We start from the raw sequence: 14,545 nt of genomic DNA, 5'->3' as shown, positions 1-14,545 counted from the left end.
ATCCGACAGGATCAACTCGGCCTTCGGCCGCCCAGTACGTGCCACCGGCCAAGCTTATACATCTGAACAGAATTCCCGACTCAGAAGACTAGGGCCCGTCTGACAATTCCAGCCGGAGGATCCTGTCGTCCCCCGGCTCGGGAGTGCCCCGGGAGTCCGTCTCGCTGGTCACCAGCCAGAGCCGCCCGCCGCCTCCCGCGAGGACCGTGCGCAGGCGCCCGTACTCCTCCGTCAGGAACGCCTTCGGGTCCCCCGAGAGCTTCGCGCCGGAGAGCGGGACCTGCCACAGCCGCTCACCTCTGAGCCCGGCCATCCAGATCGCGCCCCGCGCGTACGCGATCCCGCTGGGCGAGGCCTCCGAGGTCGGCCACTGGGCCACCGGGTCCACGAACCCGGCCCGCCCGGCCCGCCCCTCGGCCTCCGGCCAGCCGTAGTTCTTCCCGGACTCGACCAGGTTCAGCTCGTCCCAGGTGTTCTGCCCGAACTCGGCGGCCCAGAGCCGCCCCGCCGAGTCCCAGGCGATTCCCTGCACATTGCGGTGCCCGTACGAATAGACCACCGATCCGGCGGAGGGATTGCCCGGCGCCGGCCTGCCCTCCGGTGTCATCCGCAGGATCTTCCCGCCCAGCGACTCCCGGTCCTGGGCCAGACCGGTCTCGCCCGTCTCACCCGTCCCCGCGTAGAGCATCCCGTCCGGCCCGAACGCGATCCGGCCGCCGTTGTGCACGACTCCCTTCGGGATGCCGGTCAGCACCGGCTGCGGCGCGCCGAGCCGGTCCCCGGCCCCGCCCCCGTACCGCATGCGCACGATGCGGTTGTCCGACTCCGCCGTCAGGTACGCGTACACCCAGCCGTCCCGGACCGCGAGGCCCATGAGCCCGCCCTCACCGCCCGGAACCACCCCCGGCACCTCGCCGAGCGAGGTCTTCGCCCCGGTCCGCCCGTCGACCCGGGTGATCGTCCGCTCGTCCCGCGAGGAGACGAGGAGATTCCCGCCCGGCAGCTCCGCGAGCCCCCAAGGCGACTTCAGTCCCTCGGTGAGCGTGCCCGCCACCGCCACCCGGCCGGCGGCGGAGGCCGTCCCGGAAGGAGCCGCGCTCGCGGAGCCGGCCGGGGGCGCTGTCGCCGACACCGACGTCGGCGGAGCCGTACCCGGGCGATCCTCCGCACCTCCCGAGGAGCAGCCCGCCACCAGGACCAGCACGGCGGCGCCCCACAGGGCCTTCACAACTGCAGGACGGCTCATGGCACGGTCCCTTCCGACGAGTCGAGCGGCATCCCTTCACTCTTGATACACCGCTCGGCCCGATCGGGTTCCCTCCCGCCGCCGAAGATCCCCGCTCGCCACGGAAGATCCCGCACACCCTCAGTCCCAGGACCCCCGGGGCGGCGGAAGCGCCGCGATCTCCGCCAGGTCCTCCGCCGTGAGCCGCAGCCCGGCCGCCCGGGCGTTCTCCACCGCCCACCGCTCCCGCTTCGCCCCCGGCACCGGCACGACGTGCGGCCCGCGGCCGAGCACCCACGCCAGCGCCACCTGCGCCGGGGTGACGTCCGCCCCGTGCCGCGCGGCCACCCGCCGCAGGCCCGCCACGATCGGCTGGTTCGCCGCCATCATCTCGGCCGTGAACCGGGGGTGCCGGGCCCGCGGATCGTCCCGCTCAAAGCCGCCGCCGGGCGTCAGCGTCCCGGTGAGGAAACCGTTCCCCAGCGGCATCGCCGCCAAAAAGCCGACGCCCCGCGCCGCGCACCACGGCAGCAGCCGGACCAGCGCCTCCTGCGACCACACCGACAGCTCGGCCTGCACCGCGGCTATGGGGAAGACCTGCTGGACCCGCTCCAACTGGCGGATCGTTCCCTCATAGCCGTCACGGTTCGCGCCCGTCGCGCCCCTGCGGGCCGACCGGGCGCCGACGGCGCACAGGCCGAGCGCCCGGACCTTGCCCGCGGAGACCAGTTCGGCCATGGCGCCCCAGGTCTCCTCGACCGGCACCTCGGGGTCCGCGCGGTGCAGCTGGTACAGGTCGATCACATCGGTCTGGAGCCGCCGCAGGGAGGCGTCGCAGGCCCGACGCACGTACCCCGGCCTGCCGTTGGCGACCACGTGCTGGTCGCCGACGAGCAGTCCGCACTTCGTCGAGACGAAGGCATCCCCCCGTCGCTCCTTCAACGCCCGCCCCACGAGAAGCTCGTTGGTGAAGGGCCCGTACATGTCGGCGGTGTCGAGCAGGCTCACCCCGGCGTCGAGCGCCGCGTGCACGGTCCGCAGCGAGCGGTCCCCCCGCTGGTCCGAACGGCTGTACGCCCAGTTCATCGGCATGCACCCCAGGCCGATCGCACCCACGTCGAGCGCCGTCGCCCCGATTGTCCTGCGCTCCACCTGCCGGTACCCCTCCCTGTGCCGTCCCCCAAAGTAACCAATGGCGCTCGGGATTCTTCGCATAGCCTCCCGGTCATGAGATTCGAAGACACCACCGCTGACGTGTGGCTTCCGATTCCCGCGGACGAGATCGAAGGTCTCCCCGAGCCGGGCACGTCGGGCCTGAACTACCGCTTCTGGGACGGCGGACCGGAGTTCCCCGCCGACCCGGCGCACTGCGCCTTCTACGTCGTCCCGTACATGAAGGGCACCGAGATCGCGGTCCGGCCGCTGGCCGCGATGACCTCGGTCCGGGCCGTCCAGACGCTGTCCGCGGGCATCGACCACGTCACGCCCGGCATCCCCTCCCTGCCGCCGGGCGTGTCCCTCTGCAACGCCAAGGGCGTCCACGAGGCCAGCACCGCCGAGCTCACGCTCGCGCTGATCCTGGCCTCGCTGCGGGGCATCCCGGGCTTCGTGCGCGGCCAGGACGCCGAGGAGTGGCGGGCCGGCTTCTACCCGGCGCTCGCCGACAAGTCCGTCCTGATCGTCGGGTACGGGTCGATCGGCGCCGCCATCGAGGACCGGCTCGCGCCCTTCGAGTGCGCGCGGGTGTCGCGCGTCGCGCGCTCCGCGCGCACCACAGCGCGCGGTCAGGTCCACGCCCTGACGGAACTGCCCGCGCTGCTTCCGGAGGCGGACGTCGTCGTGCTCTCCACCCCGCTCACGCCCGGCACCACGCACCTCGCCGACGCCGGCTTCCTGGCCAGGATGAAGGACGGGGCTCTCCTCGTGAACGTCGCCCGGGGGCCGGTCGTGGACACGGCCGCCCTGCTCAAGGAGGTCGAGAGCGGCCGGATCACGGCGGCGCTGGACGTCACCGACCCGGAACCGCTGCCGGCCGGGCACCCGTTGTGGCACGCTCAAGGTGTCCTGATCAGTCCCCATGTGGGGGGTTCCACCTCGGCCTTCATGCCGCGCGCGAAGCGGCTGGTCGCGGGGCAGCTGCGGCGGTTCGCGGCGGGCGAGGAGCTGACGAACGTCCTCCTCACCACCGACTGAGCCGGAGCCACCCCGCACCACGGCTGACGCGGCCCGCCCGCACCCCGGACCGCGGCCGCCCGCCCCACGGCGACCGACCGCCGTGCCCGCCCCGGGTGTGACGGGAGCGCGCCGGGGAAGGCGGTCGGGAGCGGCCGCGGTTGGGCCGGTCGGGTGGTGCTCGCCCCCGACACGCGCTGCGTACAAGCCTCTGGCCGTCACGGAGAGTACTGCGACCCTGTCCCTGAGTGACGGTCCTGGTGTATCGTCCCGGAACGGGGACTGCGTCGAGTACGGGCTGACGCTGGGGAGCAAAGTGACGGGTCATCAGATTCCGAGGGGGGCGACGGGTGGAGCACGGCCGGAGGACCGACGATCCGACGCGGCGACGCCGCCACCGGCGAGCCTTCCGCGCCTCGCCACCGGCCTCGCGCGTTCCGTGCCGGACCAGGCCGCGCCGCACCGCGCGCCCCGCGCCGCCGGCCCACCGGACACTGAGCGGGACTCCGAGCAGGACACCGAGCGCGACTCCGGTCGGGACTCCGAGCAGGACGCCGGACGGGACTCCGGGCCGGGCGCCCTCACGACGGCCGGCGCCTGCGACGCCTGTGGTGCCGCCGTACCGGAGTCGGCCCCCGCTGCCGTGCGGGACCCCGCCGGCCCCCCCGACCCCGCCGGCCCCCACGACTGCGACGGGCACGCTCCCGGGCGCGCCGACGAGCCGCCGGCGCGCCCGCACGACGCGGCCGGGTGCGGTGGTGCGGTACCGGAGGGCCCGGTGAGCGCCCCCGGGGCGGTCCTCGCGCGCCGCCCCGTCAGCGACGACGGCGGCGACTCCGGCCGCCCCGCCCCCGGGCGCGCCGGCGCCGGCGGAGTCGCCGCCCAGATCGCCCTGGGGCTGATCTGCGCGGGCTACACGACCGGCGCCTCACTCGGCTGGGGCTCGCCGGAGCTCGCGCTCTTCATGGGCGACTTCGGACTCAGCGCCGCCGCTCTCACCGCCGCGGTCTCCTGCTTCCTCTACGGCCGCACCCACCGCGGCAGCGCCCGTCCCGCCTGGCTGCTCTTCGCCTTCTCCTCCTTCATGGCCGCCGCGGGGAACGCCGTGTGGGGCTGGTACGAGGTGGTGCTCCGCACGGAGGTGCCCGACTCCTCCGCCGCCGACCTCTTCTTCTTACTCTTCGCGCCGCCGGCCATCGTCGGCCTCCTCGTCCTCGCCAAGAAGCCCGTCACCCGGGCCGGCTGGGTCTGCCTGGGGCTCGACGCCTGGCTCATCGGGGGCTCCCTGCTCACGCTCTCCTGGAGCCTCGCCCTCGCCCGCACCGCCGACGTCCAGGACGAGTCCGTCGCCCAGTCGGCGCTGTCACTGGCGTACCCGCTGCTCGACATCGTCCTCGTGAGCATGGTCCTGGTCCTGCACTTCCGGCGCTCGCAGGCGAACCGCTCGGCGACCAACACCGCCATCGCCGCCCTCGCCCTGACCGTCCTGTGCGACGCCCTGTTCACCTCGCCGCTGCTCCGCGAGAACTACGCCTCGGGCCAGCTGCTCGACGCCGGCTGGTTCGCCGGTTCCCTGCTGCTCGCCTACGCCCCCTGGGGGGTGCGCAGGCTCCCGGACAGCGCCGCCCCGCCGCGCGGACCGTGGCTCCACAGCCGCCCGGTCGCCGGTTCGCTCGCCGCCCTCACCCCGTACCTCGCCGCGGCGGTCTGCACCCTCGGCATCCTCTACAACGTCGTCGAGGGACGCAGGGTCGACCGCGTCGTCGTCCTCACCGGCTGCACGGTGGTCCTCGCCCTGGTCGTACGGCAGGGCATCATGCTCCTCGACAACATCGCCCTCACCCATGAACTGGCCCAGAAGGAGAACCACTTCAGGTCACTCGTGCAGGGGTCGAGCGATGTCATCATGATCGCCGCGCCGTCCGGGATCCTCCGTTACGTCAGCCCGGCCGCGTCCGGTGTGTACGGGAGGGACGCCGAGGAGCTGATCGGCTCCGAGCTGGCCTCGCTGATCCACCCCGAGGACCTCGGCGCCGTCGTCCACGAGGTACGGCGCTTTCTGGCCGCCTCGCCCGCCGAGGAGCCCACCACCCGGATCGAGTGCCGTTTCCGCTCGGGCCGCGGCGACTGGCTCAACGTCGAGTCGACCGTCAACCGGCACCAGGGCGGCCTGATCTTCAACAGCCGGGACGTCACCGAACGCGTCCGGCTCCAGGCCCAGTTGCAGCACAACGCCGAGCACGACCCGCTCACCGACCTGCCCAACCGGGCGCTCTTCACCCGGCGCGTCCGGCAGGCGCTCGGCGGCCGCCGCGCCTCCGACCCCGGCACCGCCGTGCTCTTCATCGACCTCGACGGCTTCAAGGGGGTCAACGACCGTCTCGGCCACCAGGCGGGCGACGACCTCCTCGTCCAGGCCGCCCGCCGCCTCCACGACTCCGTACGGGCCGGGGACACGGCCGCCCGGCTCGGCGGCGACGAGTTCGCCGCCCTCATCCTCGGGGACGGCGGCCGCGACCAGGCGGCCCGCCGCAGCCAGGTCCAGGAGATCGCCGACCGGCTCCGGCTCACCCTCTCCCGCCCGTACCGCCTCGACGGCGGCAACGAGGTCCGGGTCGCCGCCTCCATCGGGGTCGCCTTCGCCGAGCCCGGCATCGAGGCCGGCGACCTCCTGCGCAACGCCGACCTCGCCATGTACCGGGCCAAGGCGGCCGGCAAGGACCGCGTCGAGCTCTACGCGCCCCAGATGCAGGCCGAGGTGGTACGCAGGACGGAGCTGGCCGCCCGGCTGCGCACCGCCCTCCACGACGGCGAGTTCGCCCTCCTCCACCAGCCGGTCGTCGACCTCTCCACCGGCCGGATCTCCGCCGTCAGCGCCCAGGCGCGGTGGCGCTCCGCCCAGGGCATCCTCTTCACCCCGGCCGAGTACCTCCGGGTCACCGACGACGGCGACCGCACCGCCGAGCTCGGCCGCTGGCTGCTCGAAGCGGCCGTGGAGCAGGCCGCCGAGCGGGCCGGGATCGGCCACCGGGCGCCCGTGTCCATCCGGCTCTCCGCCAGCCGGCTCCTGGACCGCTCGCTGCCGCTCGGCTCCATCGAGTCCCTGCTGACCCGGCACGGCCTGCCGTCCGGCTCGCTGATCATCGAGGTCGGCGACAGCGACCCCAGGATCTCCCTCGACGAGCTGGAGCAGCGCCTCATCACCCTGCGCCGGCTCGGGGTGCGGATCGCGCTCGACGGATTCGGCAGCGGACATGTGGCGATCAACGCGCTGAGACGGCTTCCCGTCGACATACTGAAGCTGGACCGGGCCCTCGTCGAGGGCGTGGTCGAGTCGGCGCGGCTCCGCAAGATCACCCGCGGGGTGCTCCGTATCGCCGGTGAGCTCGGCATGCGGACCGTCGCCGAGGGCGTCGACGTACCGGAGCAGGTGATCGCCCTGCGGGCGATGGGCTGCAGCCACGCCCAGGGCATGGCCTTCTCGGGCCCGCTGGACGAGTACCGGCTGCGCAGAGCCCTGGTGCGGGACGAGTACCCGCTGCCCGGCGGAGTGCCCGTACGGGTCGGAAACCGTCCCCCGTTCCGCTCAAATACTGAGACGCCCGTCCCACCCACTTGACAGTGATGAGGCCTGAGAGGGAGGGTCAGTGCCATGCGCACCCGAATTCTCGTACTTGGAAAGCGCGTCGGCTGAAGCAGGGCCCTCCTCCGGACCTCGCTGAAAAGCACCCGACGCGCTCCCCTCGCTTGCCTCACGGCACGAGGGGTTTTTTGTTGCACCGGCTCCCCTCAAAGTCGACGCAAACCCTCGTAAAACACCTCGCAAAAACCCTCTGCTTCGAGAAGAGATGCTGATGACCGACCAGGCCACCGGGCACCATCCGCAGCCGCGGCCCCGTAGCGGCGCGCAGCCCGCCACCACCGTCGAGCACGTCACGGGTGCGCAGTCCCTCATCCGTTCTCTCGAGGAAGTGGGCGCCGACACCGTCTTCGGCATCCCCGGCGGCGCGATCCTCCCGGCCTACGACCCGATGATGGACTCGCAGCGGGTGCGCCACATCCTGGTCCGCCACGAGCAGGGCGCGGGCCACGCGGCCACCGGCTACGCCCAGGCGACCGGCAGGGTCGGCGTCTGCATGGCGACCTCGGGGCCCGGTGCGACCAACCTCGTCACCCCGATCGCCGACGCGCACATGGACTCCGTCCCGCTCGTCGCGATCACCGGCCAGGTCGCCTCGAAGGCGATCGGCACGGACGCCTTCCAGGAGGCGGACATCTGCGGCATCACGATGCCGATCACCAAGCACAACTTCCTCGTCACCAAGGCCGAGGACATCCCGCGGACGATCGCCGAGGCCTTCCACATCGCCTCCACCGGCCGCCCGGGCCCGGTCCTGGTCGACATCGCCAAGGACGCCCTCCAGGCGAAGACGACGTTCAGCTGGCCGCCGCAGACCGACCTGCCCGGCTACCGCCCGGTGACCAAGCCGCACGCCAAGCAGATCCGCGAGGCCGCCAAGCTGATCAGCGCGGCCAAGCGCCCCGTCCTGTACGTCGGCGGCGGCGTCCTCAAGGCCGGCGCCACCGGCGAGCTGAAGATCCTCGCCGAGCTGACCGGCGCCCCGGTCACCACCACCCTGATGGCCCTCGGCGCCTTCCCCGACAGCCACCCGCTGCACGTGGGCATGCCCGGCATGCACGGCGCCGTCACCGCCGTCACCGCGCTGCAGAAGGCCGACCTGATCGTCGCGCTCGGCGCCCGCTTCGACGACCGCGTCACCGGCAAGCTCGACAGCTTCGCCCCGTACGCCAAGATCGTCCACGCGGACATCGACCCGGCCGAGATCGGCAAGAACCGCGCCGCCGACGTCCCGATCGTCGGTGACGCCCGCGAGGTCATCGCCGACCTGATCCAGGCCGTCCAGGCCGAGCACAGCGAGGGCAACAAGGGCGACTACACCGCCTGGTGGAGCGACCTGAGCCGCTGGCGCGAGACCTACCCGCTCGGTTACGACCTGCCGGAGGACGGCAGCCTCTCGCCGCAGCAGGTCATCCAGCGCATCGGGCAGCTCGCCCCCGAGGGCACGATCTTCGCCGCGGGCGTCGGCCAGCACCAGATGTGGGCCGCCCACTTCATCGACTACGAGCAGCCGGCCACCTGGCTGAACTCCGGCGGCCTCGGCACGATGGGCTACGCGGTCCCGGCCGCGATGGGCGCCAAGGCCGGCATGCCCGACCGCACGGTCTGGGCTGTCGACGGCGACGGCTGCTTCCAGATGACCAATCAGGAGCTCACCACCTGCGCCCTGAACAACATCCCGATCAAGGTCGCCATCATCAACAACGGCGCTCTCGGGATGGTCCGCCAGTGGCAGACCCTCTTCTACAACCAGCGTTACTCCAACACCGTCCTGCACTCCGGACCGGACGACGTCCAGGCGAACAAGGGCACCCGCGTCCCCGACTTCGTCAAGCTGTCCGAGGCCATGGGCTGCGTCGCCCTGCGCTGTGAGGACCCGGCCGACCTGGACAAGGTCATCGCCGAGGCCAACGCCATCAACGACCGGCCGGTCGTCATCGACTTCATCGTCCACGAGGACGCCCAGGTCTGGCCGATGGTCGCCGCCGGCACCTCGAACGACGAGGTCATGGCCGCGCGGGGCGTCCGCCCCGACTTCGGCGACGGCGAAGACGACTGAACCGCGGAACGAAGCAGAGCGAAAAGGAAGAGACCCAGACCATGTCCACCAAGCACACGCTCTCCGTTCTCGTCGAGAACACGCCCGGCATCCTCGCCCGGATCGCCGCCCTGTTCTCCCGCCGCGGGTTCAACATCGACTCCCTCGCCGTCGGCATCACCGAGCACCCCGACATCTCCCGCATCACCATCGTGGTCAATGTCGAGGACCTGCCCCTGGAGCAGGTGACCAAGCAGCTCAACAAGCTGGTCAACGTCCTGAAGATCGTCGAACTCGAGCCCAGCGCCGCGATCCAGCGCGAGCTCGTCCTGGTGAAGGTCCGCGCCGACAACGAGACCCGCTCCCAGATCGTCGAGATCGTGCAGTTGTTCCGCGCCAAGACCGTGGACGTCTCACCCGAGGCGGTCACCATCGAGGCCACCGGTTCGAGTGACAAGCTCGACGCCATGCTCAAGATGCTGGAGCAGTTCGGCGTCAAGGAGCTCGTGCAGTCCGGCACGATCGCCATAGGGCGTGGTTCCCGGTCCATCACGGACCGGTCCCTGCGGGCCCTCGACCGCAGCGCCTGAGAGTCATAGACGGTCGACCGCCGGTCCATCCGGCGGTCCGACTGACGAGACCCGAAAACCTTCCTCCCGCTCCCCGCCGTACGGTGGGACGCACCACCAGCACCTCAAGGAGATTCCCAGTGGCCGAGCTGTTCTACGACGACGACGCCGACCTGTCCATCATCCAGGGCCGCAAGGTCGCGGTGATCGGCTACGGCAGCCAGGGCCACGCCCACGCGCTGTCGCTCCGTGACTCCGGTGTCGACGTCCGCGTCGGTCTCCAGGAGGGCTCGAAGTCCAAGGCCAAGGCCGAGGAGCAGGGTCTGCGCGTCGTCTCCGTGGCCGAGGCCGCGGCCGAGGCCGACCTCATCATGATCCTCACGCCGGACCCGATCCAGGCCCAGGTCTACGAGGAGTCCATCAAGGACAACCTGAAGGAGGGCGACGCGCTCTTCTTCGGTCACGGCCTCAACGTGCGCTACGGCTTCATCAAGGTGCCCGAGGGCGTCGACGTCGCCCTGGTCGCCCCGAAGGGCCCGGGCCACCTGGTCCGCCGTCAGTACGAGGAGGGCCGCGGCGTTCCGTGCATCGCCGCCGTCGAGCAGGACGCGACGGGCAACGCCTTCGCGCTGGCGCTCTCGTACGCCAAGGGCATCGGCGGCACCCGCGCCGGCGTCATCAAGACGACCTTCACCGAGGAGACCGAGACCGACCTCTTCGGCGAGCAGGCCGTTCTCTGCGGTGGCACCGCGGCGCTGGTCAAGGCGGGCTTCGAGGTCCTGACCGAGGCCGGCTACCAGCCGGAGATCGCGTACTTCGAGTGCCTCCACGAGCTGAAGCTCATCGTCGACCTCATGTACGAGGGCGGCCTGGAGAAGATGCGCTGGTCGGTCTCCGAGACCGCCGAGTGGGGCGACTACGTCACCGGCCCGCGGATCATCACCGACGCCACCAAGGCCGAGATGAAGAAGGTCCTCGCGGAGATCCAGGACGGCACCTTCGCCAAGGAGTGGATGGCCGAGTACCACGGCGGTCTGAAGAAGTACAACGAGTACAAGACCCAGGACGAGAACCACCTCCTGGAGACCACCGGCAAGGAGCTGCGCAAGCTCATGAGCTGGGTGAACGACGAGGAGGCGTAAGCCTCCAGGGCCGGGGCCGGACACTGTGTCCGGCCCCTTCCCGCATCGTTGGACACCCCGTCCAACCACGGACGGGTGATCCTTCCAACGAGGCGCATGAACCGCGCCCGAGCACCACTACACTTTCAACAACATTCGCGTTCAGGCCCACAGCGTCGTGCGCTTTCACGCGGCAAGCCCCCTCCACCGCCTGCGGCCGTCGGGACGGCCGTCCGCACTGGATCTGTGAGGACTCACGTGAGCTCGAAACCTGTCGTACTCATCGCTGAAGAGCTGTCGCCCGCCACCGTCGACGCGCTGGGCCCGGATTTCGAGATCCGGCACTGCAACGGCGCCGACCGCGCCGAGCTGATCCCCGCCATCGCCGACGTGGACGCGATCCTGGTCCGTTCCGCGACCAAGGTCGACGCCGAGGCCATCGCCGCCGCCGGGAAGCTGCGGGTCGTGGCCCGTGCCGGTGTCGGTCTGGACAACGTGGACGTCTCCGCCGCCACCAAGGCCGGCGTGATGGTCGTCAACGCCCCGACGTCGAACATCGTCACCGCCGCCGAGCTCGCCTGCGGTCTGCTCGTCGCCACCGCGCGCAACATCCCGCAGGCCAACACCGCGCTGAAGAACGGCGAGTGGAAGCGGAACAAGTACACGGGCGTCGAGCTGAGCGAGAAGACCCTCGGTGTCGTCGGCCTCGGCCGCATCGGTGTCCTGGTCGCGCAGCGCATGTCCGCCTTCGGCATGAAGATCGTCGCGTACGACCCCTACGTGCAGCCCGCCCGCGCCGCCCAGATGGGGGTGAAGCTGCTGGCCCTGGACGAGCTCCTGGAGGTCGCCGACTTCATCACCGTCCACCTGCCGAAGACCCCGGAGACCCTCGGTCTCATCGGCGACGAGGCGCTGCACAAGGTCAAGCCCTCCGTCCGCATCGTGAACGCCGCGCGCGGCGGGATCGTCGACGAGGCGGCGCTGTACACCGCCCTCAAGGAGGGCCGGGTCGCCGGCGCGGGCCTCGACGTGTACGCGAAGGAGCCCTGCACGGACTCCCCGCTGTTCGAGCTCGACCAGGTCGTCTGCACCCCGCACCTCGGCGCGTCCACGGACGAGGCCCAGGAGAAGGCCGGTATCGCCGTCGCCCGCTCGGTGCGTCTCGCGCTCGCCGGTGAGCTCGTCCCGGACGCGGTCAACGTCCAGGGCGGTGTCATCGCGGAGGACGTCAAGCCGGGTCTGCCGCTCGCCGAGAAGCTCGGCCGGATCTTCACCGCGCTCGCGGGCGAGGTCGCGGCCCGTCTCGACGTCGAGGTGTACGGCGAGATCACCCAGCACGATGTGAAGGTGCTCGAACTCTCCGCGCTCAAGGGTGTGTTCGAGGACGTGGTCGACGAGACCGTGTCGTACGTCAACGCCCCGCTGTTCGCGCAGGAGCGCGGTGTCGAGGTCCGGCTGACGACGAGCTCCGAGTCGCCCGACCACCGCAACGTCGTCACCGTGCGCGGCACCCTTTCGAGCGGCGAGGAGGTCGCGGTCTCCGGCACGCTCGCCGGCCCGAAGCACCTTCAGAAGATCGTCGCGGTCGGTGACTACGACGTGGACCTGGCGCTCGCCGACCACATGGTCGTGCTGCGGTACGAGGACCGCCCGGGCGTCGTCGGCACGGTCGGCCGGATCCTCGGCGAGGCCGGTCTGAACATCGCCGGGATGCAGGTCTCCCGCGCGGAGGAGGGCGGCGAGGCGCTCGTCGTGCTCACCGTCGACGACACGCTCCCGGCGCCGGTGCTCGCGGAGATCGCGGAGGAGATCGGCGCCACCTCGGCCCGCTCCGTCAACCTGATCTGACGCGGGACGATCCGACGCAGGACGGCGCCCCCGCGGGGGCTCGCCCGTAGCCTCGTACCCGGCCGCTAGACGCTCGTCTTATACAAGCGTCTAGCGGCCGGGTACAGTGCTGTCATGGGACACAAGGAAGACCTCCTCGAAGGCGCCAAGCGCTGCCTCCTGGAGAAGGGGTACGGGCGCACCACGGCCCGCGACATCGTCGCCGCGTCCGGCACCAACCTCGCCTCCATCGGCTACCACTACGGCTCCAAGGACGCCCTGCTCCAGCAGGCCTTCCTGGCGCTCACCGAGGAGTGGGGCGAGCGGGTCGGCCCCGCCGGCACGGGCGAGGAGAAGCAGGAGCTGCCGGCCGAGCCGTACGCGCGCTTCCACGCCGTCTGGGAGCAGGTGATCGCCGCGGCCGAGGCCAGCCGGCCCCTCTGGAAGCTCCAGACGGAGGTCGTCACCCGGCTCGACGACGACGAGAAGCTGCGCGAGGCGATCAAGGAGCCGCAGCGGGAGGGCCGACTCGGCATGGCGGAGGGCTTCCTCGGCCTCGACCCGGAGGCGGACCCCGAGAAGGCCCGGGTGGCCGGACTGCTCTGCCAGGCCCTGGCGACCGGGGTGATGATCCAGTGGATGGTCGACCCGGCCACGGCCCCGAGCGCCGACGACCTCACGGAGGGGCTCAAGGTGTTGATGGGGGAGGGGGCCTGACGGCCCGTCGGTCCCGACCGGGGTCGGCGACGGCCCCGGGCGCTCTCCTGGGGGCATTCCCGCAGAGCCGCCCGGAGGGCCCGGTCGTCAGAGCCGGGCCGACTTCAGGGACATGTGGAGCAGCAGGCGGTCCTCGCCGTCGTCCAGGTCGAGGCCCGTGAGCTGTTCGACCCGGGACAGCCGGTAGTAGAGGGTCTGGCGATGGATGCCCAGGGCCGCCGCCGTGCGGCCCGCCTGCCCCGCGTTGTCGAGGAACACCTCGGCGGTGCGGGCCAGTTCGGCGTGGCCGGGGGCGAGCAGCGGTGCGACGACGGGGTCGATCTCCGGGTGGTAGAGCGCCGCGAGCAGGCGGTACGGGCCGATGCCGGCCCACTCCGCGACGGGGCCGAGCGTCGGCTGCGCCGTGGCGGCGCGGGCCGCCGTGTTGGCTTCGCGCCAGGCAGCCGCGAGCTCCGTGAGGCCCCGGCGGGGGGTCGCCACGCCGGCCGGGGTCGTGCCGCGCAGCCGGTCGGCGGCCGTACGGGCGGGGGAGAGGTCCTCGGCCGTGCGCAGCCGTACGAGGACGGCGAGGGACTCGCTCTCCGGGAGCGTGGCGACCGCCGCCGCGCCGGGGACCGCCCGGATCGAAGGGGCCTCGCCCTGCCAGGGAGTCACGCAGACGACGGTGTGCAGACCGTCCGCGCTGGGGCCGAGGGCCGTCCGGAGCGCCGCGACGGCCATGTCGCTCTGCCAGCCGCGCCCGCTGGTCAGGACCGCGGCGAACTCGCGCGCGAGGTCGCTGTCCGCGCGCTCCTCGTCGGCGAGGAGGTCGCCGATCCGGGTGGCGACCTCCATCGCGGCCGTGAGCTGGGCGGGCGCGGGGCCGGGCTCGGCGTCGAGCAGCCAGACGTATCCGAGGACGACGCCCCGGTGGCGTACGGGCAGGCAGAGGCGGTCGCGGAACACCCCGGCGTCAGGGGCGGCCGGGATGCGGACCGGGCCCGTCGCCCGGGTGATCCCGAAGCCCTCGAACCAGGCGCGGACCGCCGGGGTCGACTTCCGGGTCAGGATCGACCGCGTCCGGACGGGGTCCATGGCGGTGTCGTCGTCGCTGTCGTGGGCGCCGAAGGCGATCAGACCGAAGTCGCGGTTCTCCAGCGTCGCGGGGGCGCCGAGGAGCGCCGAGATCTCGTCCACCAGTTCTTGGTAATCGCCCTTCACGGCGCCATTCTCGCACCCTCTCAGACATGTGTATGA

10 protein-coding genes are annotated in these 14,545 nt (G+C 71.9%); 7 read left to right on the top strand and 3 right to left on the bottom strand.

Annotated elements, in window-relative coordinates:
* Nucleotides 1-88 precede the first annotated feature (88 nt).
* Both ABT034_RS14950 and ABT034_RS14945 read right to left on the bottom strand, forming a co-directional pair.
* On the bottom strand, nt 89-1,246 hold the full coding sequence (locus ABT034_RS14950; RefSeq protein ID WP_351215018.1) for a PQQ-dependent sugar dehydrogenase: 1,158 nt from the start codon (nt 1,244-1,246) through the stop codon (nt 89-91).
* A gap of 120 nt (nt 1,247-1,366) precedes the next feature.
* Nucleotides 1,367-2,377: an aldo/keto reductase gene (locus ABT034_RS14945; protein ID WP_351215016.1), complete on the bottom strand. Its 1,011-nt coding sequence runs from the start codon at nt 2,375-2,377 to the stop codon at nt 1,367-1,369.
* Nucleotides 2,378-2,452: 75 nt separating this feature from the next.
* Here ABT034_RS14945 and ABT034_RS14940 point away from each other — a divergent pair, with 75 nt between their 5' ends.
* The 7 genes from ABT034_RS14940 to ABT034_RS14910 all read left to right on the top strand — a co-directional run bounded on the left by ABT034_RS14940 (nt 2,453) and on the right by ABT034_RS14910 (nt 13,309).
* Nucleotides 2,453-3,418, top strand: a complete 966-nt coding sequence (locus ABT034_RS14940; RefSeq protein ID WP_351215014.1) for a 2-hydroxyacid dehydrogenase — start codon at nt 2,453-2,455, stop codon at nt 3,416-3,418.
* A 757-nt stretch (nt 3,419-4,175) separates the two neighbouring features.
* Nucleotides 4,176-7,016: a putative bifunctional diguanylate cyclase/phosphodiesterase gene (locus tag ABT034_RS14935; protein WP_502972924.1), complete on the top strand. Its 2,841-nt coding sequence runs from the start codon at nt 4,176-4,178 to the stop codon at nt 7,014-7,016.
* 229 nt (nt 7,017-7,245) lie between these two features.
* A complete protein-coding gene (locus ABT034_RS14930; protein WP_351215012.1) occupies nt 7,246-9,096 on the top strand; it encodes an acetolactate synthase large subunit in 1,851 nt (616 codons plus the stop codon).
* Between the two features lie 41 nt (nt 9,097-9,137).
* The gene (gene ilvN / locus ABT034_RS14925; RefSeq protein WP_030216183.1) at nt 9,138-9,665 is read left to right on the top strand and encodes an acetolactate synthase small subunit; all 528 of its coding nucleotides are present in this window, start codon (nt 9,138-9,140) and stop codon (nt 9,663-9,665) included.
* Nucleotides 9,666-9,784: 119 nt separating this feature from the next.
* On the top strand, nt 9,785-10,786 hold the full coding sequence (ilvC, locus tag ABT034_RS14920) for a ketol-acid reductoisomerase (protein ID WP_351215009.1): 1,002 nt from the start codon (nt 9,785-9,787) through the stop codon (nt 10,784-10,786).
* A 237-nt stretch (nt 10,787-11,023) separates the two neighbouring features.
* The gene (serA, locus tag ABT034_RS14915) at nt 11,024-12,613 is read left to right on the top strand and encodes a phosphoglycerate dehydrogenase (RefSeq protein WP_351215007.1); all 1,590 of its coding nucleotides are present in this window, start codon (nt 11,024-11,026) and stop codon (nt 12,611-12,613) included.
* Nucleotides 12,614-12,727: 114 nt separating this feature from the next.
* Nucleotides 12,728-13,309 carry a TetR/AcrR family transcriptional regulator gene (locus tag ABT034_RS14910; RefSeq protein ID WP_351215005.1) on the top strand — a complete coding sequence of 194 codons (582 nt, stop codon included), beginning with the start codon at nt 12,728-12,730 and terminating at the stop codon, nt 13,307-13,309.
* Between the two features lie 87 nt (nt 13,310-13,396).
* On the opposite strand, the gene ABT034_RS14905 is transcribed toward ABT034_RS14910, so the two are convergent.
* A complete protein-coding gene (locus ABT034_RS14905) occupies nt 13,397-14,509 on the bottom strand; it encodes a PucR family transcriptional regulator (protein WP_351215003.1) in 1,113 nt (370 codons plus the stop codon).
* Nucleotides 14,510-14,545: the final 36 nt, after the last annotated feature.

It is taken from the genome of Streptomyces sp. NPDC002773 (assembly GCF_040295605.1).
In the GTDB taxonomy this organism is placed as follows: domain Bacteria; phylum Actinomycetota; class Actinomycetes; order Streptomycetales; family Streptomycetaceae; genus Streptomyces.
Note: the sequence above shows the minus strand (reverse complement) of the source record. Positions and strands in the feature narration are given on the sequence as shown.

Bases quoted from the DNA above. Each gene is read 5' to 3' on its own strand.
- ABT034_RS14950 (WP_351215018.1), bottom strand. From the start codon at position 1,246: ATGAGCCGTCCTGCAGTTGTGAAGGCCCTGTGGGGCGCCGCCGTGCTG.
- ABT034_RS14940 (WP_351215014.1), top strand. From the start codon at position 2,453: ATGAGATTCGAAGACACCACCGCTGACGTGTGGCTTCCGATTCCCGCG.
- ABT034_RS14930 (WP_351215012.1), top strand. From the start codon at position 7,246: ATGCTGATGACCGACCAGGCCACCGGGCACCATCCGCAGCCGCGGCCC.
- ilvN (WP_030216183.1), top strand. From the start codon at position 9,138: ATGTCCACCAAGCACACGCTCTCCGTTCTCGTCGAGAACACGCCCGGC.
- ABT034_RS14910 (WP_351215005.1), top strand. From the start codon at position 12,728: ATGGGACACAAGGAAGACCTCCTCGAAGGCGCCAAGCGCTGCCTCCTG.